At 74.8% G+C, this 22,901-nt stretch carries 20 protein-coding genes and 1 pseudogene; 18 read left to right on the plus strand and 3 right to left on the minus strand.

Going from position 1 to position 22,901, the window contains the following annotated elements:
- Window positions 1–123 precede the first annotated feature (123 nt).
- From QNH85_RS12405 to QNH85_RS12490, 18 genes are all read left to right on the plus strand, one after another.
- Window positions 124–1,704: an ABC transporter ATP-binding protein gene (locus QNH85_RS12405; protein WP_282946864.1), complete on the plus strand. Its 1,581-nt coding sequence runs from the start codon at window positions 124–126 to the stop codon at window positions 1,702–1,704.
- On the plus strand, window positions 1,701–2,990 hold the full coding sequence (locus tag QNH85_RS12410; protein ID WP_428830401.1) for an ABC transporter permease: 1,290 nt from the start codon (window positions 1,701–1,703) through the stop codon (window positions 2,988–2,990). The genes QNH85_RS12405 and QNH85_RS12410 overlap by 4 nt, the downstream gene beginning before the upstream one ends.
- Before the next feature lie 52 nt (window positions 2,991–3,042).
- On the plus strand, window positions 3,043–4,329 hold the full coding sequence (locus tag QNH85_RS12415) for an ABC transporter permease (RefSeq protein WP_282946865.1): 1,287 nt from the start codon (window positions 3,043–3,045) through the stop codon (window positions 4,327–4,329).
- Between the two features lie 90 nt (window positions 4,330–4,419).
- Window positions 4,420–4,833: a cytidine deaminase gene (locus QNH85_RS12420; RefSeq protein ID WP_282946866.1), complete on the plus strand. Its 414-nt coding sequence runs from the start codon at window positions 4,420–4,422 to the stop codon at window positions 4,831–4,833.
- The gene (locus QNH85_RS12425) at window positions 4,830–6,125 is read left to right on the plus strand and encodes a thymidine phosphorylase (RefSeq protein WP_282946867.1); all 1,296 of its coding nucleotides are present in this window, start codon (window positions 4,830–4,832) and stop codon (window positions 6,123–6,125) included. Before QNH85_RS12420 ends, QNH85_RS12425 begins: the two co-directional genes overlap by 4 nt.
- Before the next feature lie 165 nt (window positions 6,126–6,290).
- Window positions 6,291–7,463, plus strand: coding sequence for a hypothetical protein (locus tag QNH85_RS12430; RefSeq protein WP_282946868.1), 1,173 nt, complete (start codon window positions 6,291–6,293; stop codon window positions 7,461–7,463).
- 78 nt (window positions 7,464–7,541) lie between these two features.
- Window positions 7,542–7,763 (plus strand): hypothetical protein, encoded by a 222-nt coding sequence (locus QNH85_RS12435; RefSeq protein ID WP_213281537.1) that lies wholly within the window; start codon window positions 7,542–7,544, stop codon window positions 7,761–7,763.
- A gap of 60 nt (window positions 7,764–7,823) precedes the next feature.
- Window positions 7,824–8,912, plus strand: coding sequence for an adenosine deaminase (locus QNH85_RS12440; protein ID WP_282946869.1), 1,089 nt, complete (start codon window positions 7,824–7,826; stop codon window positions 8,910–8,912).
- Window positions 8,909–9,583, plus strand: a complete 675-nt coding sequence (gene deoC / locus QNH85_RS12445; protein WP_282946870.1) for a deoxyribose-phosphate aldolase — start codon at window positions 8,909–8,911, stop codon at window positions 9,581–9,583. Before QNH85_RS12440 ends, deoC begins: the two co-directional genes overlap by 4 nt.
- Window positions 9,584–9,870: 287 nt before the next feature.
- A complete protein-coding gene (locus QNH85_RS12450; RefSeq protein WP_282946903.1) occupies window positions 9,871–11,382 on the plus strand; it encodes a sugar ABC transporter ATP-binding protein in 1,512 nt (503 codons plus the stop codon).
- Complete coding sequence (locus tag QNH85_RS12455; RefSeq protein WP_282946871.1) at window positions 11,379–12,434, plus strand: ABC transporter permease; 1,056 nt, start codon at window positions 11,379–11,381, stop codon at window positions 12,432–12,434. Before QNH85_RS12450 ends, QNH85_RS12455 begins: the two co-directional genes overlap by 4 nt.
- Window positions 12,431–13,507, plus strand: coding sequence for an ABC transporter permease subunit (locus QNH85_RS12460; protein WP_282946873.1), 1,077 nt, complete (start codon window positions 12,431–12,433; stop codon window positions 13,505–13,507). The genes QNH85_RS12455 and QNH85_RS12460 overlap by 4 nt, the downstream gene beginning before the upstream one ends.
- 48 nt (window positions 13,508–13,555) lie before the next feature.
- On the plus strand, window positions 13,556–14,620 hold the full coding sequence (lsrB, locus tag QNH85_RS12465; RefSeq protein ID WP_282946875.1) for an autoinducer 2 ABC transporter substrate-binding protein LsrB: 1,065 nt from the start codon (window positions 13,556–13,558) through the stop codon (window positions 14,618–14,620).
- Between the two features lie 71 nt (window positions 14,621–14,691).
- Window positions 14,692–15,669, plus strand: coding sequence for a sugar-binding transcriptional regulator (locus QNH85_RS12470; RefSeq protein WP_282946876.1), 978 nt, complete (start codon window positions 14,692–14,694; stop codon window positions 15,667–15,669).
- Entirely contained in the window at window positions 15,666–17,219 is a 1,554-nt protein-coding gene (lsrK, locus tag QNH85_RS12475) for an autoinducer-2 kinase (RefSeq protein ID WP_282946878.1), read from the plus strand. The genes QNH85_RS12470 and lsrK overlap by 4 nt, the downstream gene beginning before the upstream one ends.
- A 30-nt stretch (window positions 17,220–17,249) precedes the next feature.
- Window positions 17,250–17,645, plus strand: a complete 396-nt coding sequence (locus QNH85_RS12480) for a cupin domain-containing protein (RefSeq protein WP_282946880.1) — start codon at window positions 17,250–17,252, stop codon at window positions 17,643–17,645.
- Between the two features lie 34 nt (window positions 17,646–17,679).
- A complete protein-coding gene (lsrF, locus tag QNH85_RS12485) occupies window positions 17,680–18,567 on the plus strand; it encodes a 3-hydroxy-5-phosphonooxypentane-2,4-dione thiolase (RefSeq protein WP_282946882.1) in 888 nt (295 codons plus the stop codon).
- A 4-nt stretch (window positions 18,568–18,571) separates the two neighbouring features.
- On the plus strand, window positions 18,572–19,732 hold the full coding sequence (locus tag QNH85_RS12490; RefSeq protein ID WP_282946884.1) for a class II aldolase/adducin family protein: 1,161 nt from the start codon (window positions 18,572–18,574) through the stop codon (window positions 19,730–19,732).
- 88 nt (window positions 19,733–19,820) lie between these two features.
- Here QNH85_RS12490 and QNH85_RS12495 read toward each other — a convergent pair whose 3' ends face one another.
- The 3 genes and pseudogenes from QNH85_RS12495 to QNH85_RS20030 form a co-directional block, all read right to left on the minus strand.
- Window positions 19,821–21,698, minus strand: a complete 1,878-nt coding sequence (locus tag QNH85_RS12495; RefSeq protein ID WP_282946886.1) for a phospho-sugar mutase — start codon at window positions 21,696–21,698, stop codon at window positions 19,821–19,823.
- An 82-nt stretch (window positions 21,699–21,780) separates the two neighbouring features.
- A complete protein-coding gene (locus QNH85_RS12500; protein ID WP_282946904.1) occupies window positions 21,781–22,611 on the minus strand; it encodes a purine-nucleoside phosphorylase in 831 nt (276 codons plus the stop codon).
- A 219-nt stretch (window positions 22,612–22,830) separates the two neighbouring features.
- Window positions 22,831–22,893, minus strand: a pseudogene (locus QNH85_RS20030) (hypothetical protein); the annotation flags it as partial.
- Window positions 22,894–22,901 lie beyond the last annotated feature (8 nt).

A 22,901-nucleotide genomic window follows, 5' to 3' on the forward strand; every position in this document is an offset into this window, starting at 1 on the left:
CCTGCCCGGGCCACCGGTGCGTTCCGCGCCGGGTGACATGGGTGAGAGCGGGGCGGGTCCTACGACTCACCGTCTGAATTGCCTTAGTGTGCGCACCACGAACGATCGAAGGAGCAGGCCCACGTGAAGCTGGAGCTGCGCGGGATCACCAAGCGTTTCGGCGCCCTGGTGGCGAACGACCACATCGACCTCGTGGTCGAGCCCGGCGAGATCCACGCGCTGCTGGGTGAGAACGGGGCGGGCAAGAGCACGCTCATGAACGTGCTCTACGGGTTCTACGACCCGGACGACGGCGAGATCCTCGTGGACGGGCGCCCCGTGACGTTCACCGGGCCGGGCGACGCCATGGCCGCCGGCATCGGCATGGTGCACCAGCACTTCATGCTCGTCCCGGTGTTCACCGTGGCCGAGAACGTCGTCCTCGGCTACGAGCCGGTCAAGGGCGGCGGGATGATCGACCTCGCCGCCGCGCGCCGCCGCGTCAAGGAGATCTCCGACCGGTTCGGGTTCGACGTCGACCCCGACGCCCTGGTCGAGGACCTCCCGGTCGGCGCGCAGCAGCGCGTCGAGATCATCAAGGCCCTGTCGCGCGACGCGAAGGTGCTCATCCTCGACGAGCCGACCGCGGTGCTGACGCCGCAGGAGACCGACGAGCTGATCGCGATCATGCGCCAGCTCAAGGCCGCCGGCACGTCCATCGTCTTCATCACGCACAAGCTCCGTGAGGTCCGCGCCGTCGCGGACCGCATCACGGTGATCCGCCGCGGCAAGGTCGTCGGCAGCGCGTGGCCCGACGCCGCGGAGACCGAGCTGGCCTCGCTCATGGTCGGCCGGTCGGTGTCCCTCGGCGTCGACCGCGCGCCCGCGCAGCCCGGCGAGGTCGCCCTGCAGGTGCGGAACCTCACGGTGCTCGACGAGGCCGGCGTGCGGCAGGTCGACGACGTGTCGTTCGACGTCGCGCGCGGCGAGATCGTGGCGGTCGCCGGCGTGCAGGGCAACGGGCAGACGGAGCTCACCGAGGTGATCCTCGGCCTGCAGCACCCCGTCGCCGGCTCCGTCGTGCTCGACGGGACCGAGCTGGTCGGCCGGACCGTGCGCCAGACGCTCGCCGCGGGCGTCGGCTTCGTTCCCGAGGACCGCACGGAGGACGGCGTCGTCGCCGACTTCTCCGTGGCGGAGAACCTCATCCTCGACCTGTTCGACCGCGAGCCGTTCGCCCGGGGGGTCTCGCTCGACCCCCGCAAGGTCCGCGCGAACGCCGAGCAGCGCACCGTCGAGTTCGACGTCCGGACGCCGTCGGTCGACGCGCACGCCGGCACCCTGTCCGGCGGCAACCAGCAGAAGGTCGTGCTGGCGCGCGAGATGTCCCGCCCGCTGCGGCTGCTCATCGCCTCGCAGCCGACCCGCGGCCTGGACGTCGGCTCCATCGAGTTCGTGCACAAGCGCGTCGTGCAGGAGCGGGACAGCGGCACCCCGGTCATCATCGTGTCGACCGAGCTCGACGAGGTGCTCGCCCTGGCCGACCGGATCGTCGTGATGTACCGCGGCCGGATCGTCGGCGTCGTCCCCGGCGGGACGGACCGCGACGTGCTCGGCCTCATGATGGCCGGCGTCCCGCAGGACGAGGCCGTGCAGCAGGCCGCGTCCCACCACACCGTGCTCGGCGAGGCCGACATCGACGCCTCCGAGGAGGACAGCAAGTGAGCCAGGCGACCCCCGCCCCGGACCAGCCGGCCGGGTCCACCGCGCCCGCTCCCGCCCCGCGCGAGGACGGGCTCGAGTCCCGCTCGCAGACCGCGCTGCGGGAGATGCTCAGCAGCAGCTGGCTCGTCACCGTCGCCGCGCTCGTGCTGGCGCTCGTGATCTCCGCCGTGCTGATCGCCGCGGCCGACAGCGACGTGCAGGACGCCGCGACCTACTTCTTCGCCCGGCCGATGGACTTCTTCTCCGCCGCGTGGGACGCCGTCTGGGGCGCGTACGTCGCGCTGTTCCAGGGCGCCGTGTTCGACCCCGCCGCGGCGACGTTCGCCCGGGCGATCCGGCCGATCACCGAGACCATGACCTGGGCGGTGCCGCTGATCCTCGCGGGCCTCGGGCTGGGCATCGGCTTCCGGGCCGGCATGTTCAACATCGGCGCGCAGGGCCAGATCATCCTCGGGGCGGTCTTCGCCGGGTACATCGGCTTCGCGTGGGACCTGCCGCCGGGGCTGCACCTGCTGCTCGCGGTGATCGGCGCGATGATCGGCGGCGGCCTGTGGGCCGGCATCGCGGGCTACCTCAAGGCCCGCACCGGCGCCAACGAGGTGATCGTCACGATCATGCTCAACAACATCGCGATCTACCTGGTCGGGTACCTGCTGACCACCTCGGCGTTCAAGCGCGGGTCGAGCAACAACCCGATCTCGCCGCCGCTGAAGGAGAGCGCGCTGTACCCGCTCCTGCTCGGCTCGCAGTTCCGGCTGCACCTCGGCTTCGTCGTCGCGATCCTGGCGGCGGTGTTCGTGTGGTGGCTCATGAACCGGTCGACCATCGGCTTCGCGTTCCGCGCGGTCGGCTCCAACCCGAGCGCCGCGCGCACCGCCGGCATCAACGTCAACCGCATCTACCTCGTCGTCATGATCGTCGCCGGTGCGCTGGCGGGCATGGCCGGCTCCGCGCAGGTGCTCGGTACCGAGAAGGTGCTGACCGCCGGCATCGCCGCGAGCTTCGGCTTCGACGCGATCACCGTCGCCCTGCTCGGCCGGTCCAAGCCGCTCGGCACCTTCTTCGCCGGCCTGCTGTTCGGCGCCCTGCGCGCCGGCGGGTTCGCCATGCAGGCCCGCACCGGCACGCCGATCGACATCGTGCTGGTCGTCCAGTCCCTCGTCGTGCTGTTCATCGCGGCGCCCCCGCTGGTGCGTGCGGTGTTCCGGCTCCCGGCCCCCCGCGGCCGGGCCGGCGCCCCCGCGCCCGAGCTGTCCGCGCCCGTCGTCAAGGAGGCCGCCGCGTGATCCCTCCCCACGAGACCACTCGCTTCGCTCCTGCTTCCGAGGGGACCCCGGAATGAGCGCCCTCACCGCTCCCGCACCCGCCGCGCCGGCCGCCCCGGCGGCGCCGGTCCTGCGGCCCGTCAGCCTGCGCGCGCCGATCGGCTACGCCTCGGTCGCCGTGCTCGCGCTGCTCCTGTTCGGCGTGCTGCCGGCCTCCGGGCGCGAGACGACGTTCACGATGTTCGCGCCGGGCGAGGACATCCGTTTCACGGTGCCGTCCAAGGCCACCGCGATCGTGCTGTGCCTGATCGCGCTCGCGCTGTCCGCGTGGTCGTTCTACGCGGCGCGGGCCCGCCGCAAGGTCGGGATCTGGCTGCCCGCCGTGTACGCGGTCGTGCTGATCTTCGCGCTGCTCACGTGGGCGGTCGCCGGCAAGACGCAGCCGCTGCCCCTGACCAGCCTGCTGCAGGGCTCCCTGTTCCTCGCGGTGCCGCTGGTGTTCGGCGCCCTCGCCGGCGTGCTGTGCGAGCGGTCGGGCATCATCAACATCGCGATCGAGGGCCAGCTGCTCGCCGGGGCGTTCCTCGCCGCGGTCGTCGCCACGCTGACGCAGAGCGCGTACATGGGCCTCATCGCCGCGCCGATCGCCGGTGCGCTGGTCTCCGCCCTGCTCGTGGCGTTCGCGATCAAGTACGTGGTCGACCAGATCATCGTCGGCGTCGTGCTCAACGTGCTGGTCGTCGGCATCACGTCGTACCTGTTCTCGACCGTGCTGAAGGACAACGCGACGACGCTCAACGCGCCGCCGCGCCTGCCGACGCTGCCCATCCCGCTGCTGTCCGACATCCCGGTCATCGGCCCGGTGCTGTTCCGGCAGACCGCGCTCGTGTACCTGATGTACGTGGTCGTGGTGGTGCTCCAGGTGCTGATCTTCCGCAGCCGGTGGGGCCTGCGCCTGCGCGCGGTCGGCGAGCACCCGAAGGCCGCGGACACCGTCGGCATCAAGGTCAACCGCACCCGGGTCCGCAACACGCTGCTCGGCGGCGCGGTCGCCGGCCTCGGCGGGGCGTTCTTCACCGTCGCCAACGGTCTCGCCTTCGGCAAGGAGATGACCGGCGGGAAGGGCTTCATCGCACTCGCCGCGATGATCCTCGGCCGGTGGAGCCCGAAGGGCGCGCTCGCCGCGGCCCTGCTGTTCGGGTTCGCCGACAACCTGCAGGTGGTGCTCGGCATCATCGGCACGCCGATCCCCAGCCAGATCATGCTGATGACGCCGTACGTCGTGACGATCTTCGCCGTCGCGGGCCTCGTCGGCCGCGTGCGCGCCCCCGCCGCGGAGGGCATCGCGTACGTCAAGTGAGTCCACCGGCCGCCGTCCCGCCACCCGCGGGCGGCGGCCGTCGTGGTGTCGTGGGGCGGCCGGTCCGCCCCGAGAGGAGCCGGACCTGAGATGACCACCACCCCCACGATCGACTGGGACGCCCTGCGGGCCGCCGCCACCGAGGTGATGCACCGCGCGTACGTCCCGTACTCCAAGTTCCCCGTCGGCGTCGCCGCGCTGGTGGACGACGGCCGCGTGGTCGTCGGCTGCAACGTGGAGAACGCGTCCTACGGGCTGACGCTGTGCGCCGAGTGCGCGCTCGTGTCCGGCCTGCACGTGTCCGGCGGCGGGCGCCTGGTCGCGTTCGCCTGCGTGGACGCCCACGGCAACGCCCTGATGCCGTGCGGCCGCTGCCGCCAGCTCCTGTGGGAGCACGGGGGCCCCGACCTGCTCGTCGACACCGTGAGCGGGATCAAGCCGATGACCGAGGTGCTGCCCGACGCGTTCGGGCCCGCCGACCTGGTCGAGAGGAAGTCCGAGTGAGCACCGAGCAGTTCGACGCCGTCGACGTCATCGTCACCAAGCGTGACGGCCACCGCCTGAGCGACGCCCAGATCGACTGGGTCATCGACGCGTACACCCGCGGCGTCGTCGCCGAGGAGCAGATGTCCGCCCTCAACATGGCGATCCTGCTCAACGGCATGGACCGGGCGGAGATCGCCCGCTGGACCGCCGCGATGATCGCGTCGGGCGAGCGGATGGACTTCTCCGGCCTGCGCCGGCCGACGGCCGACAAGCACTCCACGGGGGGCGTCGGCGACAAGATCACGCTGCCGCTGGCGCCGCTGGTCGCCGTGTTCGACGTCGCGGTCCCGCAGCTGTCCGGCCGCGGGCTCGGCCACACCGGCGGCACGCTGGACAAGCTGGAGTCGATCCCGGGCTGGCGCGCCGCGCTGTCCAACGACGAGATGATGGCGCAGCTCGACGGCGTCGGCGCGGTCATCTGCCAGGCCGGCTCCGGCCTCGCCCCCGCCGACCGCAAGCTCTACGCGCTGCGCGACGTCACCGGCACCGTCGAGGCGATCCCGCTCATCGCCTCGTCGATCATGAGCAAGAAGATCGCGGAGGGCACCGGCGCGCTGGTGCTCGACGTCAAGGTCGGGTCCGGTGCGTTCATGAAGGACCTCGACCGTGCGCGCGAGCTCGCCCGCACCATGGTGGACCTCGGCACCGACGCGGGCGTGAAGACCGTCGCGCTGCTCACCGACATGTCGACGCCGCTGGGCCTCACGGCGGGCAACGCCCTCGAGGTCCGCGAGTCCGTCGAGGTGCTCGCCGGCGGCGGGCCCGGCGACGTCGTGGAGCTCACCGTCGCCCTCGCCCAGGAGATGCTCGCGGCCGCCGGCAAGCCCGACGTCGACGTGGCCCCGGCGCTGCGGGACGGCCGTGCCATGGACGCCTGGCGCCGGATGATCGCGGCCCAGGGCGGCGACCCCGACGCGACGCTCCCGGTCGCCCGGCACACCGAGCAGGTGCTCGCGCCCGCCGACGGCGTGCTCACCCGGCTCGACGCGTACGCGGTCGGCATCGCGGCGTGGCGCCTCGGCGCGGGTCGCGCCCGCAAGGAGGACCCGGTGCAGGCCGGCGCGGGCGTCGAGCTGCACGCGAAGCCGGGCGACACCGTCCGGGCCGGGCAGCCGCTGATGACGCTGCACACGGACACGCCCGAGCGCTTCGACCGCGCCCGCGACGCGCTCCTGGACGCGGCGGAGGTCTCCGCGGACGCGGCGTTCACCCCGACCCCGCTGCTGCTGGACCGCGTCGACGCGTCCTGACGCGCCGGGGCGCCTGGGGCTTTCGCACCCCGGGCGCCCCGCGCCCCCCATCGCTCCCGCACCCCGCCCTCCCGCGCCTCCACGGCGCTGAGGCTGCAGTAGTTGTGGGGTTCCAGGTGGCGGAAGCACCATGTACTGCAGTCTCGGCGGCCGGAGGTGGCGAGCATGAGCGGACGGACCGGCTGGCGGCACGCGCAGCTGACGACGGTGCTCCGGGCGCTGCGGGGGCGGGTCGTGCCGCCGGCGCCGCGTGAGTCGCGCGTCCCGCACACCGCGGCGCACGTCGCGGGCCCGGGGGCGCCCGGCTCCAGCTCCGGGCACGAGGGAGCCGCGGGGCACGAGGGAGTCGCGGGGCACGAGGGAGCCGTGGGCCACGAGGGAGCCGTGCGCCACGAGCCCGCGCGGCACCGGGCGCCCGCGCCGGACCCCGCGCTCCGCGCGCCGGACCCCGCGCTCCGCGCGCCGGACCCCGCGCTCCGCGCTCTCGACCCCGCGCTCGGCCCGCTCGACCCCGCGCTCCGCGCGCTCGACCCCGCGCTCGAGGCGCTCGACCCGCGCCGGCGCCGGCAGGTGCTCGCGCCGCTGGACGTGCCGCTCGGCCGCACCGTCCGGTGGGGTTCGGCTGCGGCGCGCCAGGTCGACGGCACCACGTGCGGGGCGGCGGTGCTGGGCATGCTCGCCGCCGCGGGCGACCCGGCGCTGGCGTACTGGCTCGTGACCGGCCGGGCCCCCGACGGCGTGCTGCCGCCGGAGCTGACGGGCCTCGACCTCACCGACCCGCCCGCGCCGCACGACCCCGACGCCCCCGAGTGGTTCCGGACCCCAGACGGCCGGGCCGTGCACGCCGACGCGACGGGCGAGGAGGCCGCCGCCGCGCGCTGGGGCCTGCTCCAGGCGGCCCTGCACCGGCGCAGCACCGCGCGGGCGCTCGGGCCGCTCCCGTGGCCGCGCGCGCTCGGCACGCCGCCGTGGGGCGCGGCGCGGCTGGCGCGGTTCCCGGGGGTCGCGTACCGGTCCGTGCTCGTGGACGACACCCGCACGCCCGAGGTCGACGACGTGCTGGCGCGGGTCGACTCGGCGCTCGACCGCGGGGTGCCGGTCCCGCTGTACTCCGGGGGCGACCTCGCGGACGGCCTCGGGGCCGCGGTGCCCCGGCACGTGGTGCTCGCGGTCGGCCGGACGGGCGACGGCTACCGGGTCTACGAGCCCGGCGCGGGAGCGGTGCTGCCCGTCGAGCGGGCCGCCCTGCGGGAGCCGGCAGGCCCCGTGCCCGGCCTGGGCAGCTGGACGCACCTGGCGTGGGCGCTGCTGCCCGTGCGGCCGCGCTCGACCGCCTGAGCAGCGGCGCGCGGCTGGCGGGCGCGGCACGTCCGCGCGACGATGGCCAGGTACTGCCCGCCGAGCGGAGGAGTGGCCATGAGCACGGTGCCCGGTGACCAGAGCTGGCAGGACGCGGGGCTCAGCGAGCCCGCGCTGACCGACCTGCCGGAGGTCGAGCCGGACGACGACCGCGACGCGCGCGACGGCGCCTACGAGCCGCCGGAGCCGCGCCCGGACCTGTCGGGGGAGGCCGACCCGGGGGACGTCTCGGAGCAGGCGACGCCGGTCCCGGACGACGACCGGGACGACTACCCCTGACGGCGGTGCGCGCGGGTCCGCGATGCGGGCCCGCGCGTCCGCGCCCAGTACCGTGGGCGCATGACCGTGACCTTCGAGCAGATCGTCGCGCTGCCGAAGGTGCTGCTGCACGACCACCTGGACGGCGGCGTGCGCCCCGCGACCGTGGTCGACCTGGCCGCGCAGCAGGGGCACGACCTCCCCACGACCGACCCGGAGGCGCTGGCCGCCTGGTTCCGGGACAGCGCCGACAGCGGAAGCCTCGAGGCGTACATCGACACCTTCGTGCACACCGCCGGGGTGATGCAGACCGCCGACGCCCTGCGCCGGGTCGCGCGCGAGGCCGTCGAGGATCTCGCGGCCGACGGTGTCGTGTACGCCGAGGAGCGGTTCGCCCCCGAGCTGCACCAGTCCGGCGGCCTGTCGCTGCAGCAGGCGGTCGACGCCGTGCGCGAGGGCCTGGCCGAGGGGGTGGCGTCCGCCGCCGCGCAGGGCCGCGCCATCCGGACCGGCCTGATCCTGTGCGCCATGCGGCAGTCCGACCGCGCCGACGAGGTCGCCTCCCTGGCGCTGGCCAACCGGGACCGCGGCGTCGTCGGGTTCGACGTGGCCGGCCCGGAGTCCGGCTTCCCGGCGAGCGCGATGAACGCGGCCTTCGCGCAGCTCCGCACCGCCCGGTTCCCCGTCACCGTGCACGCCGGCGAGGCCGCGGGCGCGGACTCCCTGGACGACGCGGTCGACGTCGGCGCGCTGCGGCTCGGGCACGGCATCCGGCTCACCGACGACATCACCGCGGCGGGGGAGACGCACCGCCTCGGCCGGCTCGCCCACTGGGTGCGCGACCGCCGCATCGCCCTCGAGGTCTGCCCGACGTCGAACGTGCAGACCGGCGGTGCCGTGTCGATCGCGAAGCACCCCGTCACGACGCTGCTGCGGCTGGGCTTCGCCGTGACGATCAACACCGACAACCGCCTGCAGTCCCGCACCAGCCTCAGCCGCGAGCTGCACCTGCTCGTCACCGAGGCCGGCTGGACCGCCGACGACCTGCGCGCGGTCACGCTGACCGCCGCGCACCACGCGTTCTGCCACGAGGACGAGCGCACCGACCTCATCGACCGGGTGATCCTGCCCGGCCACGCACCCCTCGGATCAGGAAGGCACCGCGCATGACCACCTCCTTGGACGCCGCCGGACTCGCCCAGTTCGTCGACCACACGCTGCTGAAGCCGGAGGCGACCGTCGCGGACGTCGATGCGCTGATCGCCGAGGGTGCCGAGCTCGGCGTCTACTCCGTCTGCGTGTCCCCGTCGTTCCTGCCGCTGGACGCGAAGGGCCTCAAGGTCGCGACCGTCTGCGGCTTCCCGTCCGGCAAGCACCACAGCGACGTGAAGGCCGCCGAGGCCGCGCGCTCCGTCGCCGACGGCGCGGACGAGGTCGACATGGTGATCGACGTGGGCGCCGCCAAGGCCGGGCGGTTCGAGGCCGTGCAGGCCGACATCGCCGCCGTGCGCGCCGCCGCGCCCGCGCCGACCGTCCTGAAGGTCATCATCGAGTCCGCCGCCCTGAGCGACCACGAGATCGTCGAGGTCTGCCGCGCCGCCGAGGCCGCGGGCGCCGACTTCGTGAAGACCTCCACCGGCTTCCACCCCGCGGGCGGCGCGTCCGTGCACGCCGTGGAGATCATGGCCGCGACGGTCGGCGGCCGGCTGGGCGTCAAGGCGTCCGGCGGCATCCGCACGACCGCCGACGCGCTCGCGATGATCGAGGCCGGCGCGACCCGGCTCGGGCTGTCCGGCACCGCCGCGGTGCTCGGCGGCTTCGAGGCCGACGGCGGGTACTGACCTCGCCACGGGCGCCGTCGCACCCGCACCGCCCCGCGCAGGCCTCCCGCCGCACGCACCCAGGCCCGCCCCCGCACCACGGGGGCGGGCCTGCGTGCGTCCGGGCGCCGGCACGCCAGGGCGCGCCTGACGGCCCCCGCCCGGCCGCCGTCCCCGCGCGCACCCTTCCAAACCAGGACTGCGTGCCCCCGCGCGAAGGGCCTTGCGCCGGCGCGGGCCGCGGCCTACAGTCGGGGCATCTGCTCAGCACCTGAGCATCCGCTCAACGATGAGAGGCGTCAACGGTGATGCACTCGAGCCAGGCGGATCCCGGCGCGCCCACCGCGGTGCTCGACGGGATCTGGAAGTCGTACGGCGGCGTCGCCGTCCTCAAGGGCGTCAGCATCGACCTGCAGCCGGGGGAGATCCACGCGCTCGTCGGTGGCAACGGCGCGGGCAAGTCCACCCTGATGAAGATCGTCACCGGCGTGGTCGCGCCCGACGCCGGCCGGATCCGGATCGGCGGGGAGGACGTCCGCCGGCTGTCTCCCCGGTCCGCGCACGCCAACGGCGTCTACCTGGTGCCCCAGGAGCCGGAGCTGTTCGCCAACCTCTCGGTGTACGAGAACATCGAGCTCGCGCTGTCCGGCCTGGCCGTCTCGCGCCAGCGGATCCGCGCGACCGCCGAGTCGCTGTGCGCCGGGATGGACCTGGACGCGCGGGCGTCCGACCTGTCGATCTCCGACCAGCAGCTCGTCGAGCTCGTGCGCGGGATCCTCCGCGGGGCCCGCGTGCTGATCGTCGACGAGCCGACCTCGGCGCTGACCGCCCGCGAGGCCGAGCGGCTCTTCGACCAGCTGCGCGGGCTGGCGGAGGGCGGGGTCGGCATCTTCTACGTCTCGCACCGGATGCCGGAGATCTTCGCCCTGTGCGACCGCGTCACGGTGCTGCGGGACGGCGCCGTCGTCCTCCAGGAGCGCACCGCGGACACGTCCATCCCGGCCCTGGTCAACGCGATGGTGCCGAGCACGGTCCTGCCCCCCGAGCGCACCGGCCGCTCCGCCGGCCCGCGCGGGGCGCAGCGGGCGGTGCTCGAGGTCGAGCACCTGTCCGGCAACGGCTTCCGCGACGTGTCCCTGCAGCTCCACCCCGGCGAGGTCCTCGGGATCGCGGGCGTCGTCGGCTCCGGCCGCACGGAGCTGGCCGAGACGGTGTTCGGGCTGCGGGCCGGCCGGGGGGTGGTCCGGCTGGCCGGCGCGGACTACGCGCGGCGCAGCCCCCGGCGCAGCCTCGCGCGCGGTCTGTCCTACGTCCCCGAGGACCGGCACGAGAACGGCGTGTTCCTGCTCGGGACCATCACCGAGAACATCTCGTCGACCGTGCTGCCCCGGATCTCCCGCGGCGGCCTGATCGACGGACGCGCCGACCGCCGGCTCACGGACGCGATGGCGCCCGACCTGGCGCTGCAGCGCGGTCCCCGCTCGCGGCGGGTCGCGAACCTGTCGGGCGGCAACCAGCAGAAGGTCGCGCTGGCGAAGGCGCTCGCCCCCGAGCCCGTCGTCCTGGTGCTCGACGAGCCCTCGCGGGGCATCGACGTCGCCGCCCGGGCGGACCTGTACCGGCTCGTCGAGCGGCTCGCGGACGAGGGACTGGGGGTGCTGCTCATCTCCTCCGACTTCGAGGAGGTGGTCCAGCTCAGCAGCCGGGTCCTGGTCATGCGGGACGGCGCCCTCACCGAGGAGCTCTCCGGCGCGGGCCTCACGCTCGAGGCCGTGCGCGACGCGGCGTTCGGCGCCCTCGACCAGGAGGTCACGGCATGAACGTCCTGTCCCTGCTCAAGGCGCGCGAGTCGGTCACGATCGTCGGCGCGCTGGTGTTCATCGCCCTCGTCGGCCTGGCGGAGCCGCGGTTCGTCCAGTTCGAGAACCTCACCCGCGTCGCGAACTCCACGGTGATCCTGGCGCTGCTGGCGGCGGGGGTGGCCGTCGTGATCATCACGCGGAACATCGACGTCTCCGTCGGCTCCACGATGGCCCTCACCGGCATCGTCGGCGGCCTGCTCCTGCGCGACGGCCTGCCACCGGTCGTGGTGGTCCCGCTCGTGATCCTGCTCGGTGCCGGCCTCGGCGCGGTGAACGGGCTCGGCGTCACGGTGGGCCGCGTCCCCTCGATCGTCATGACGCTCGGCACGCTCGGCGCCTACCGGGGGATCTCGTTCATGATCACGGGCGGCCGGTCGGTCGAGGACGTCCCGGTGTCGTACAAGCAGCTCGGCACGTCGAAGGCGCTCGGGATCCCGGTGATCGTCTGGGCCGCGGCGGCGCTGCTCGTCGTCCTGATGGTGGCGATGGCCCGCACCCGGGTCGGGCGGCACCTGTACGCGACCGGGGACAACGCGGCCGGGGCGCACCTCATCGGGATCCGGACCACGGGCGTCGTCGTGCTGGCGTTCGCGTTCTCGGGGGCGATGGCCGCCACCGCGGCCCTGGTCTTCCTCGCCCAGATCGGCTCCGTGTCGAACCAGGCCGGGATGGGCATCGAGATGCGGGCGATCGCCGCCGCGGTGATCGGCGGGGTCGCGCTCTCGGGCGGCGTGGGCACGATCCTCGGGGCCACGTTCGGTGCCGTCTTCATCACGACCGCCACGAGCTCGCTGAGCTTCCTCGGCATCCCCGGCTTCTGGTCCGACACGGTGATCGGCGCCATCCTCCTCGTCGCCCTGTTCGCCGACGCGCGGGTCCGGGCCGGGCTCGAGCGGAGGCGGCTCGCGGCCCGGTACCGCGGCAGCGCGGTGCCACCAGGAGCGGGACCCACCACGCCGGCGTCGGTCGCCGCGGCCGAGGGCGTGCAGACCACCGGAGGAGCATCGTGACCGACCACCTGCGCAGCCTGCTCAAGCCCCTCGCCCGGTGGGAGGGTGCGCTCGTCCTGGTGCTGGTCCTGGAGCTGCTCGTCTTCGGCGCGCTCAACCCGCGGTTCCTGGACGGGCCCCGGCTGGTCGGCTCGACGTCCGACTTCGTCTACCTCGGCATCATCGCGCTGCCGCTCGCCATCGTGATGATGACCGGCGGCATCGACATCTCGGTCGGGTCGATCGTGAGCCTCTCCGCGATCGTCACGGGCGTCACGTTCGCGAACGGCGTCGGCATCTGGCTCGCGTGCGCCGCCGGGATGGCGGCCGCGCTGGCCGCCGGCCTGGTGAACGGCGTCGCGATCCTCCTCACGGGCGCGAACCCCATGGTGATCACCCTGGGGACCCAGTTCCTGTTCGCCGGGCTCGCCGTCGGGATCTCGGGCCTCGCGGACGTGTCGTCGTTCGAGGGCATCTCGGGACTGCCGGACGCCTTCGTCGACATCGCGAACGGGCGGCTCGTCCCCGGGGTGCCGAACCCGCTGCTGATCTTCGCGCTGGTGGCGGCGGTGTTCACGCTGCTCCTGCACGCCACGTCGTTCGGCCGGCAGGCCCGGCTGATCGGCGCCAACCCGCGGACCGCGGTCTACAGCGGGTTCTCGGTGCCCCGGATCACCCTCGTCGCCTACCTGCTCACCGCGGCCGGGTCGGGCGTCGCGGGGCTGCTGCTCACCTCGTACCTCGCCTCCGCCCGGGCCGACATCGGCGGCTCCGTGCTGCTGCCGGTCCTGACGCTCGTGGTCATCGGCGGCGTGAGCATGTTCGGCGGCGAGGGCACCATCGGCGGCGTCGTCGTCGCCACCTTCGTCATCGGCTTCCTGCAGCAGGGCCTGCGCTTCGCGGGGATGACGGAGTCGCAGGTCGCCGTGGCGACCGGGACGGCCCTCGTCCTCGTCGCCAGCCTGCGCTGGTGGTCGTCCCACCTCGCCGAGCGGCTGAAGAACCAGCGGGCCCGGCGCCGGCGGACCCCGTCCTCGTCCGCCCCCGCAGCGCAGGTCCGCGAGCCGGAGCCGCTGCACGGGGCCACGTCCTAGTACGCCCCTCCTCGCCCCATCCACCCGCCTGAGATCGGAGATCGTTCAATGAGGATCACCTCCGCCGCGGCCGCCACCGCTGCCGCGCTCGCACTCGCCCTGACCGCCGCCTGCTCCTCCGGGGGCGACGGCGGCACCACCGACCCCGGTGCCGGCTCGGACTCCGCCGGCGCCCGGGTCGCGTTCATCCCCAAGCTGACCGGGGTCGGCTTCTTCGAGAGCGGCGGCGCCGGCGCCGAGGCCGCCGGCGAGGCGCTCGGGCTCGACGTGACGTACGTCGGCTCGCCCGAGGCGTCGGTCGCGAAGCAGGTGGAGCTCATCAACACCGAGCTCCAGCAGGGCGCCGAGGCGATCATCGTCTCGAGCGTCTCGCCGGACGGCCTGTGCCAGGTCCTGCAGCGCGCCATGGACCAGGGCGTGAAGGTGCTGACCTGGGACTCCGACGTGAACCCGGAGTGCCGCAGCCACTACGTCAGCCAGGGCACCGCCGACCAGCTCGGCGCCATGCTCGTGGACATGGCCCTGGAGGACATCCCCGCCGACGAGGCCGCCGAGGTCGCGTTCCACTACTCCAGCCCGACCGTCACCGACCAGAACCAGTGGGCGGAGGTCGCCAAGCAGGTCATCGCCGACGACACCTCGTGGACGGTCGTGGACACCGTGTTCTCGGAGAACCAGACCGAGCTGGCGGTCCAGCAGGCCGAGTCGCTGATCAACGCGCACCCGAACCTGAAGGCGATCATCTGCCCGCACGCGAACGCGCTGCCCGGCACGGCGCAGGCGCTCGAGAACCTGGGCCGCGAGGACATCGTCGTCGTCGGTTTCTCGACCCCGAACGTCATGCGCCCGTTCGTCGAGAACGGCACGGTCGACCGCTTCGGGCTGTGGGACGTCACCCAGCAGGGGGCGCTCGCGGTGGCCGTCGCGCAGCAGCTGCTCGACGGCGAGCCCCTGGACGTCGGCGACACGTTCGAGGCCGACGGCGTGGGCACGGTCGAGGTGTCGCCGAACTCCGTGCAGGGCTACGACTACGAGGCCGACGGCAACGGCATCGTGCTGATGCCGGAGCGGGTGGTGTTCACCCAGGACAACATCGACGACTTCGACTTCTGACACCGGCCGCCGGGCGGTGCCGGGAGAGCTGCCCGCCCGGCACCCCGGCACCCGACTCCCCGAGGAGAGTGATGGACACCCAGCCCCGCCCCCAGGACGCCGAGGACTGGGCCGCGCACGAGCAGCTGCTCCGCGTCGCCTGGTACTACTACGTCGACGGCCTCACCCAGGACGACATCGCGAAGCGGCTCGCCGTCTCCCGGGCGTCCGCCGGGCGCCTGCTCGAGCGCTGCCGCCAGGCGGGGATCGTCAGCTTCACCATCAACTCCGAGTACTACGAGTCGTTCCACGTCGGGCGTCAGCTCCGGGAGCGGTTCGGCCTGCGTGAGGCGCTCGTCCCGCCGGTGCTCGAGCCGGACGCCCAGGACCAGTCCGTCGTCAACGCGCGGCTCGGCCGCGGCGGGGCGCAGTACCTGCAGAGCCACCTCAAGCCGGGCGACGTGCTCGGCATGGGGTTCGGCGACACGGTCCAGCAGACGATGCGGTCGCTGCACCCGGACGCCATCGCGCGGGTGGGCACCGTGAGCCTGACCGGCGGGGTCGGCGCCTACGTCAACACGCTGCGCCGGGTCCGCGTCGAACGGGACAACGACCTCCAGGACGTCGTGCTGCCCACCCCGATCCTCGCCTCGACCGAGGAGCTCGCGGCAGCGCTGCGGGGCGAGCGGCAGGTCCAGGAGATCCTGGAGATGTCCCGGCGCGCGGGTCACGCGCTCATCGGGATCGGCGCGCTGGGCGGTCAGGCGACGCTGGCCCAGGTCGGGTACGCCAGCGAGGCGGAGCTCGCGGCGATCGCCGAGGCCGGCGCTGTGGGCGACGTGCTCGGCGTGTTCTACGACGCCGACGGGGCGGTGGTGGACGTGCCGATCCACCGGCGCCGCATCGGGATCGACCTGGAGGACCTCCGGCGCATCCCCAACGTGGTCGGCGTGGCGGGCGGCAGCGCCAAGGTCGACGCGATCCTCGGCGCGCTGCGCGGGGGGTTCCTCGACGTCCTGGTCACGACCGAGGACGTCGGGCGCGCGCTGCTCGAGCGGACGGCGCCGTGAGCCACGTCCTGGCGGTCGACGCCGGCACCGGGTCGGTGCGCGCCGTGCTGTTCACCGTCGACGGCGAGCTGGTCGGCGCCGCATCCCGCCCCTGGGTGCACGACCCCGAGCCGGGCGTGCCGGGTTCGATGGGCTTCGCCAGCGAGCGGAACGAGGGCCTGCTGGTGGAGTGCGTCCGCGAGGTGCTGGCCGCGACGGGGACGCCGGGCGAGGCGGTCCGGGCCGTCAGCGCGAGCGCCATGCGCGAGGGCGTCGTCGTCGTCGACCGCGCGGGCACGGAGGTGTGGGCCTGCGCCAACGTGGACTCGCGCGCCGACGCGGAGGTGGTCGAGCTGCAGGGCCGCGCCGGGCTCCTGGAGGAGGTGTACCGGCGCAGCGGCCAGACGTTCGCGCTCGCCGCGCAGCCGCGCCTGCTGTGGCTCGCCCGGCACCGGCCTGACCTGTACGAGCGGGCCCACCGGGTGATGATGCTGAGCGAGTGGGTGCTGCACCGGCTGGGCGCCGACCCCGTGATGGAGCCCTCCAACGGGTCGACGTCCGGGATGCTCGACCTGGCGTCGCGCGACGCCGACCCGGAGCTCGCGACGCTGTGCGGGCTCCGGGACGACCTGCTGCCGCCCGTGCACGAGCCGGGCACCGTGGTCGGCACGCTCAGCCGTCGGGCCGCCGAGGCCACGGGCCTGCGTCCCGGGACCGTGCTGGCGCTGGGCGGCGGGGACGCGCAGCTCGCGGCCCTCGGGCTGGGCCTGACCCGGCCGGGCGAGGTGCTGCTCACCGGCGGCACGTTCTGGCAGCTCAACGTCAACATCGGCTCCCCGGCGACGCACCCGGACCTGTCCGTGCGCGTCAACGCGGCGGCGGTGCCGGGGCTGTGGCAGGCGGAGGCGATCGCGTTCCACCCCGGGACCGCCGTGCGCTGGTTCCGGGACACCTTCGCCGCCGAGGAGGTCGCGGCGGCCCGGGCGGCAGGGCGCAACCCGCTCGACGTGCTGACCGAGGCCGCCGCCCGGGTGCCGATCGGCTCGCGCGGCGTCATCCCGATCTTCTCCGACGTGATGAGCTACCGGCACTGGACGCACGCGGCACCGTCGTTCCTCGACCTGGACCTGCAGGGCGGGCCCGCCCTGCGCGCCGCCATGTTCCGCTCGCTGCTGGAGAACGCGGCGATCGTGTCGGCGGCCAACCTCGACCTCGTCGCGTCGTTCGCGCCGCTCGCGGGCGACTCCGTGGTCTTCGCCGGGGGCGCCGCGTCGTCGCCCGTCTGGAGCCAGATCGTCGCCGACGTCCTGGGCCGGCCCCTGCGCGTCCCCGCCGTCACGGAGGCCACCGCCCAGGGCACCGCCGCGTGCGCGGCCGCCGCGGTCGGCGCGCTCGGCTCGCCGGCGGAGGCCGGGGCGTGGGTGCGCTGGGACCGCGAGGTGGAACCCGACGCGGCGCGCACCGAGCAGTACGGCGACGTCCGGCACCGCTGGGAGACCGCCTACGCGGCGCAGCGCGGGCTGGCGCACGCGGGCGTGACCACGCCGATGTGGCACGCACCCGGCAGCTGACCCACCGACCGACCACGAGAGAAGGCACCTGTGGAACACCGTCACTTGGCAGACACCGCGTTCCGGTTCGGCGAGTTCGGACCCGGCTACGTCCTGCGGGGACCGCGCACCGACGTCGGGGTCGTCCGGCTGCGGCCGGGGGACGACGCCTCGAACCACTACCACGCGGCGATCGAGGAGACGTTCGTGGTCCTGGAGGGCTCGGCGACGCTGTGGCTGGACGGGCGGGCGAGCTACGAGCTCGCCGCGGGCGACGTCGTCCAGATGCAGCCGGGGGAGCAGCACTACTTCGTCAACGAGGGCGACGACGTGTTCCGCGCGCTGTTCATCAAGGCCCCGTACGACCCGGCCGACGGCGTCCAGGTCCCCTGGCGCCCCGGCGAGCCGGAGCCCGAGCTCGCGCCCGGCCCCGCCCCGGTCCCCTGACCACCCCGGACCCGTCCACGACAAGGAGCAGACGATGGCTGACCTCGACGGCAACATCGCCGCCAAGCAGTACCACCTGGACGTCCCGCAGCAGGCGGGCGGCTTCCACGTGAAGGGCGCCGCAGGGCTGGACTTCGGCATGCGGCACCGCCTCGGCCGGGTCTTCGACCCCGCCGACGGGCGCACCGTGATGCTGGCGTTCGACCACGGCTACTTCCAGGGCCCGACCAGCGGGCTGGAGCGGGTGGACCTGTCGATCGTCCCCCTCGCCCCGTACGCCGACGCGCTCATGGCCACCCGGGGCATCATCCGGTCGGTGATCCCGCCGGGCGCCGGCAACCCGCTCGTGGTGCGCGCCTCGGGCGGTCCCTCTGTCCTCAAGGAGCTCTCGGACGAGCGCGTGGCGATGGACATGGAGGACGCCGTCCGCATCGACGCCGCAGCGGTCGCCGTCCAGGTGTTCGTGGGCGGCCCGTTCGAGACCCGGTCCGTGCACAACCTGACGACGCTGGTCGACGGCGGGATGCGGTACGGCGTGCCGGTGGTCGGGGTCACGGCCGTCGGCAAGGAGCTGACCCGCGACGCCCGGTACCTGCGGCTGGCGACCCGGATGATCGCGGAGCTCGGCGCGCAGGTGGTCAAGACGTACTACTGCGACACCGACTTCGAGACGGTCACCGCCTCGTGCCCCGTGCCGGTCATCATGGCGGGCGGCAAGAAGCTGCCCGTGCTCGACGCCCTCACGATGGCGCACCTGGCCGTCAGCCAGGGCGCGGCGGGCGTCGACATGGGGCGCAACATCTTCCAGCGGCAGGACCCGGTGGCGATGATCCAGGCCGTCCGCGCGGTCGTGCACGGGGACGCCAAGCCGGCGGAGGCCGCCGACCTGTACCGCGAGCTGTCCGCCGGCGCCGAGGACTGACGCGGTGACGACGACGGACGGGCGCGGGGCGGCGCCCCTGGCGGAGTGCGTAGCCGCCTCCCGGCTGCTGGGCGGGGACCCGTACCTCGTCCTGCACGGCGGGGGCAACAGCTCCGTGAAGGACGGCGGGACGATCCACGTGAAGGCCTCGGGCCACGACATGGCGACGATCGGCCCGGACGGCTTCGCGCCGCTCGACCGGGCGGCGCTCGACGCGCTCGTCGTCCGGGACGGGTTGTCCGACACCGAGATGGTCGCCGGGCTGCGGGCGGCGCTGCTCGACCCGGCGTCGGCGACGCCCTCGATCGAGACCCTGCTGCACCACCTCCTGCCCGCTGCCGCGGTCCTGCACACGCACGCCGACGCGGTGGTCACGCTGACGAACAGCCGGGACGGCGCGGCCCTCCTCGCCGACGCGCTCGGCCCGGACGTGCCGGTGCTGCCGTACTGCAAGCCGGGTTTCGACCTGGCCCAGCTGGTCCGCCGCGAGTGGCCCGGGATCGCGGCGGGGGAGGTGCCCGCGTTCGTCCTCGCGCACCACGGCCTGTTCACCGTCGCGGACCGGGCCACGGAGGCGGCCTCGCGGCACCGGGCGCTGGTGGACGCCGCGGCGGACGCCGTGCGCGAGGCGACCGGCGTCGTCCTCGCGGACGAGCCGGGGGAGGTGCGGGTTGGCGAGGACGACGACCCGGCGCTGCGGGCGTTCGGGGAGCACGTGCGGGCGGTCACGGGCAGCCCGGTGTCGCTGCACGCGCTCCGCTCCCCGGGGGTGGCCGCGTTCCTCGGCCGGGACGACCTCGCGGAGGTGACCCAGCGCGGGCCCTCGACCCTGGAGCACGTGATCCGCACCCACCGGACCCCGCTCGTGGGCCGCGACGTCGAGGGGTACGTCGCCGCGTACACCGCGTACGTCGACCGCAACCGGCACCGCGCCGGAGGGCCGGTCACCCTGCTCGACCCCACGCCCCGCGTGGTCCTCGACCCGGGGCTGGGGCTGGTCACGGTCGCCCGCACGCCGGCGCAGGCGCGGGTCGCCGAGGACATCTACCGGCACACGATGCGGATCATCACGGCGGCGGAGGCCCTCGGGGGCTACCGGACGATCACCGAGGGGCAGGCGTTCGACATCGAGTACTGGGAGCTGGAGCAGGCCAAGCTCCGCTGAGCGCCGCGCCCGCGCGCCGTGCCCGCGCGCCGTGCCCCCCGCGCCGGGCACGCGGGGTGACGGCCCCCGCGTGCCCCGGGCCGGGGCGTCAGATGCCCAGCGCCTCCGCCACGTCGAGCCGCACGCGGTCCAGCCGCTCCCGCGCGACGCGCCGCGCCTCGCCGACGGTCTCCGCGGACGCGTGCTCCTCGACCGGCACGACGACCTCGAGGTAGCACTTCACCTTCGGCTCGGTGCCGGACGGCCGGACGATGACGCGGGTGTCGTCCTGCGACAGCAGCCGGATGCCCTCGGTCGGCGGGAGGCCGTCGCGGTCGGCGTCGGTGCCGGCGGCCAGGTCGACGACCTGCATGACGGGCGAGCCGGCGAGCAGCACCGGCGGGTGCTCCCGCAGCCGCTGCATGACCTCGGGGATGCGGGAGAGGTCGGTGAACCGCGCGGAGAGCTGGTCGGTCAGGTGCAGGCCGTGCCGGCGGGCGAGCTCGTCCAGCACGTCGACGGGGGTGCGGCCCGCGGCCTTGAGCCGGGCGGCGAGGCTCGCGAGCGTCAGCGCGGCGGAGATGCCGTCCTTGTCGCGCACGTGGGCGGGGTCGACGCAGTAGCCCAGCGCCTCCTCGTAGCCGAAGGCCAGGCCCTCCACGCGGGAGATCCACTTGAACCCGGTGAGCGTCTGCGCGTGCCGGAGGCCGGCGTCGGCCGCGATCCGGGCGAGCAGGCGGGACGACACGATGGAGCTCGCCAGCACCGGGGCGCCGGGGGCGACCGTCGCGCCCGGGGTGCCGAGCCGCTCCGCCGCGACGCTGCCGAGCAGGGCCCCGGTCTCGTCGCCGTGCAGCATCCGCCAGCCGTCGGCCGCGGCCGCGCCGGCGCCGGACGCCATGCGGGCGCGCAGGTCCACGACGGCCGCGCCGCACCGGTCGGCGTCGGGGTCGAGCGCGATCACGAGGTCGGCCTGCACCGCCTGCGCGAGCGCGAGGGCCAGGTCGATCGCGCCCGGCTCCTCGGGGTTCGGGAACGCGACGGTCGGGAAGTCGGGGTCGGGCAGGGCCTGCTCCGCGACCACGTGCACGTCGGTGAACCCGGCCTCGGCGAGCACCCGCTGGGCGACCGCGCCGCCGACGCCGTGCATCGGGGTCAGGACGACCCGCAGGGCGGCGTTCGCGGCGCGGGCCGCCTCGGAGGTGTCGGCGAGGGCACCGACCCGCGCGACGTAGGCGTCGACGATCTCCGGGCCGGCGGTGGTCCAGCCGCCGGACGCGCGGGGCACGGCGGCGACCGACGGGACGCGGCCGATCTCGGCGGCGATGGCGCCGTCCATCGGCGGGACGATCTGCGCGCCCTGGCCGGAGTCGGTGACGACCCGGCCGCCGAGGTAGACCTTGTAGCCGTTGTCCTGCGGCGGGTTGTGGCTGGCGGTGACCATCACGCCCGCGTCGGCGCCGAGGTGCCGGACGGCGAACGCGAGCACCGGGGTGGGCAGGTGCGGCGGCAGGGCGACGACCTCGATGCCGACGGCGGTCAGCACGGCCGCGGTGTCCCGCGCGAAGTCCGCGGAGCCGTGCCGGGCGTCGTGCCCGACGACCACGCGCGGGGCGGGGCTGACGCCCTCGAGCTCGCCGAGCAGGTACGCGCCGAGGCCGGAGGCCGCGCGGATGACGACCGCGCGGTTCATCCGGTGCGGGCCGCCGCCGATCGCGCCGCGCAGGCCCGCGGTGCCGAACTGCAGCAGCCCCTGGAACCGGTCGGCGAGGTCCGCGCGCGCGTCCCGCACCTGGCCCGCGGCGTACTGCTCCTCCAGCGTGGTGGTGTCCGGGTCGGCGTCCGTCGGGCCCGACTCGGCGCGCTCCAGCAGCGACCGCAGCTCGCCGGCCGTGGCCGGGTCCGGGTCGTCGGCGATCCACGCCCGCACCCGGTCGGCCAGCGCCGCCCAGGTGTCCGTCCGGGTCTCGTCCGTGCGCTCGCTCATCGGTCCCTCTTCCTGGGGCGTCCCGCCCCGGCCTCGCTGCGTCCTGCTGCTCCTGCTGGTGCGGCCGCCCGGCCGCGGTGGGTCAGAGCCGGCCGACGATGTCCGCGAGCAGCCGGCTGATCCGCGGGCCGGCGGCGCGGCCGGCCTCGAGGACCTCCTCGTGCGACAGCGGCTCGTCGCCGACGCCGGCGGCCAGGTTGGTGACCAGGGAGATGCCGAGCACCTCCATGCCGACGTGCCGGGCGGCGATGGCCTCGATGGTGGTGGACATGCCGACCAGGCTGCCGCCCATGATCCCCGCCATCCGCACCTCGGCCGGGGTCTCGTAGTGCGGGCCGCGGAACTGGACGTACACGCCCTCGTCGAGGCTCGGGTCCACCTCGCGGGCGACGTCGCGCAGTCGCGAGGCGTACAGGTCGGTGAGGTCGACGAACGTCGCGCCCTCCAGCGGGGAGACGGTCGTGAGGTTGATGTGGTCGTCGATGAGGACCGGGGTCCCGGGGCCCCACGCCGGGTTCAGGCCGCCGCAGCCGTTGGTGAGCACGATCGTGGAGCAGCCCGCGGCGGCGGCGGTGCGGACGCCGTGCACGACGCGGCGCACGCCCTTGCCCTCGTACAGGTGGGTGCGCGAGCCGAGCACCAGCGCGTGCTTGCCGGTCGCGGCGACCTTCACGGACCGGATGGTGCCGACGTGGCCGACGACGGCCGGGGCCGCGAAGCCGGGGACGTCGGTGGCGGGGATCTCCGCGACGGTCTCGCCGAGCAGGTCGGCGGCGCCGCCCCAGCCGGACCCGAGCACCAGGGCCACGTCGTGCCGCTCGACGCCGGTCGCCTGCGCGAGGAACGCCGCTGCGTCGGCGGCGACCGCCAGGGGGTCGGTGGTCGGGTCGTCGAGGCGGGCGTCGTCGGCCATGCGGGTGCTCCTCCTGGGGCGGCGTTCAGCGGCGGTGCGGCGCCCGCGGTGGCGGGCGGTCGCAACGGTCGAGCGTACCGGCCCGGGACCGGTCGCGGCCCGGCCGGAGGTCCGGGGTGCGGGCCGGCGCGGCGCGGGCGGGTGGCCCGGGGAGGCGGGGGGGGGCCCGCCGTAGAACAGCGGGACGCCGAACCGCTGCGCCGAGCCGACGGCGATGTCCGCGCCCTGCTCGCCGGGCGGCGTGAGCAGCGTGAGGGACAGCAGGTCCGCGGCGACGGTCACGAGCGCGC

The organism is Cellulomonas endometrii, from assembly GCF_949769265.1.
Taxonomy (GTDB): Bacteria; Actinomycetota; Actinomycetes; order Actinomycetales; family Cellulomonadaceae; genus Cellulomonas; species Cellulomonas endometrii.

Bases quoted from the DNA above. Each gene is read 5' to 3' on its own strand.
- QNH85_RS12415 (WP_282946865.1), top strand. From the start codon at position 3,043: ATGAGCGCCCTCACCGCTCCCGCACCCGCCGCGCCGGCCGCCCCGGCG.
- QNH85_RS12420 (WP_282946866.1), top strand. From the start codon at position 4,420: ATGACCACCACCCCCACGATCGACTGGGACGCCCTGCGGGCCGCCGCC.
- QNH85_RS12430 (WP_282946868.1), top strand. From the start codon at position 6,291: ATGAGCGGACGGACCGGCTGGCGGCACGCGCAGCTGACGACGGTGCTC.
- QNH85_RS12435 (WP_213281537.1), top strand. From the start codon at position 7,542: ATGAGCACGGTGCCCGGTGACCAGAGCTGGCAGGACGCGGGGCTCAGC.
- QNH85_RS12440 (WP_282946869.1), top strand. From the start codon at position 7,824: ATGACCGTGACCTTCGAGCAGATCGTCGCGCTGCCGAAGGTGCTGCTG.
- deoC (WP_282946870.1), top strand. From the start codon at position 8,909: ATGACCACCTCCTTGGACGCCGCCGGACTCGCCCAGTTCGTCGACCAC.
- QNH85_RS12450 (WP_282946903.1), top strand. From the start codon at position 9,871: ATGCACTCGAGCCAGGCGGATCCCGGCGCGCCCACCGCGGTGCTCGAC.
- QNH85_RS12455 (WP_282946871.1), top strand. From the start codon at position 11,379: ATGAACGTCCTGTCCCTGCTCAAGGCGCGCGAGTCGGTCACGATCGTC.
- lsrB (WP_282946875.1), top strand. From the start codon at position 13,556: ATGAGGATCACCTCCGCCGCGGCCGCCACCGCTGCCGCGCTCGCACTC.
- QNH85_RS12470 (WP_282946876.1), top strand. From the start codon at position 14,692: ATGGACACCCAGCCCCGCCCCCAGGACGCCGAGGACTGGGCCGCGCAC.
- lsrF (WP_282946882.1), top strand. From the start codon at position 17,680: ATGGCTGACCTCGACGGCAACATCGCCGCCAAGCAGTACCACCTGGAC.
- QNH85_RS12495 (WP_282946886.1), bottom strand. From the start codon at position 21,698: ATGAGCGAGCGCACGGACGAGACCCGGACGGACACCTGGGCGGCGCTG.
- QNH85_RS12500 (WP_282946904.1), bottom strand. From the start codon at position 22,611: ATGGCCGACGACGCCCGCCTCGACGACCCGACCACCGACCCCCTGGCG.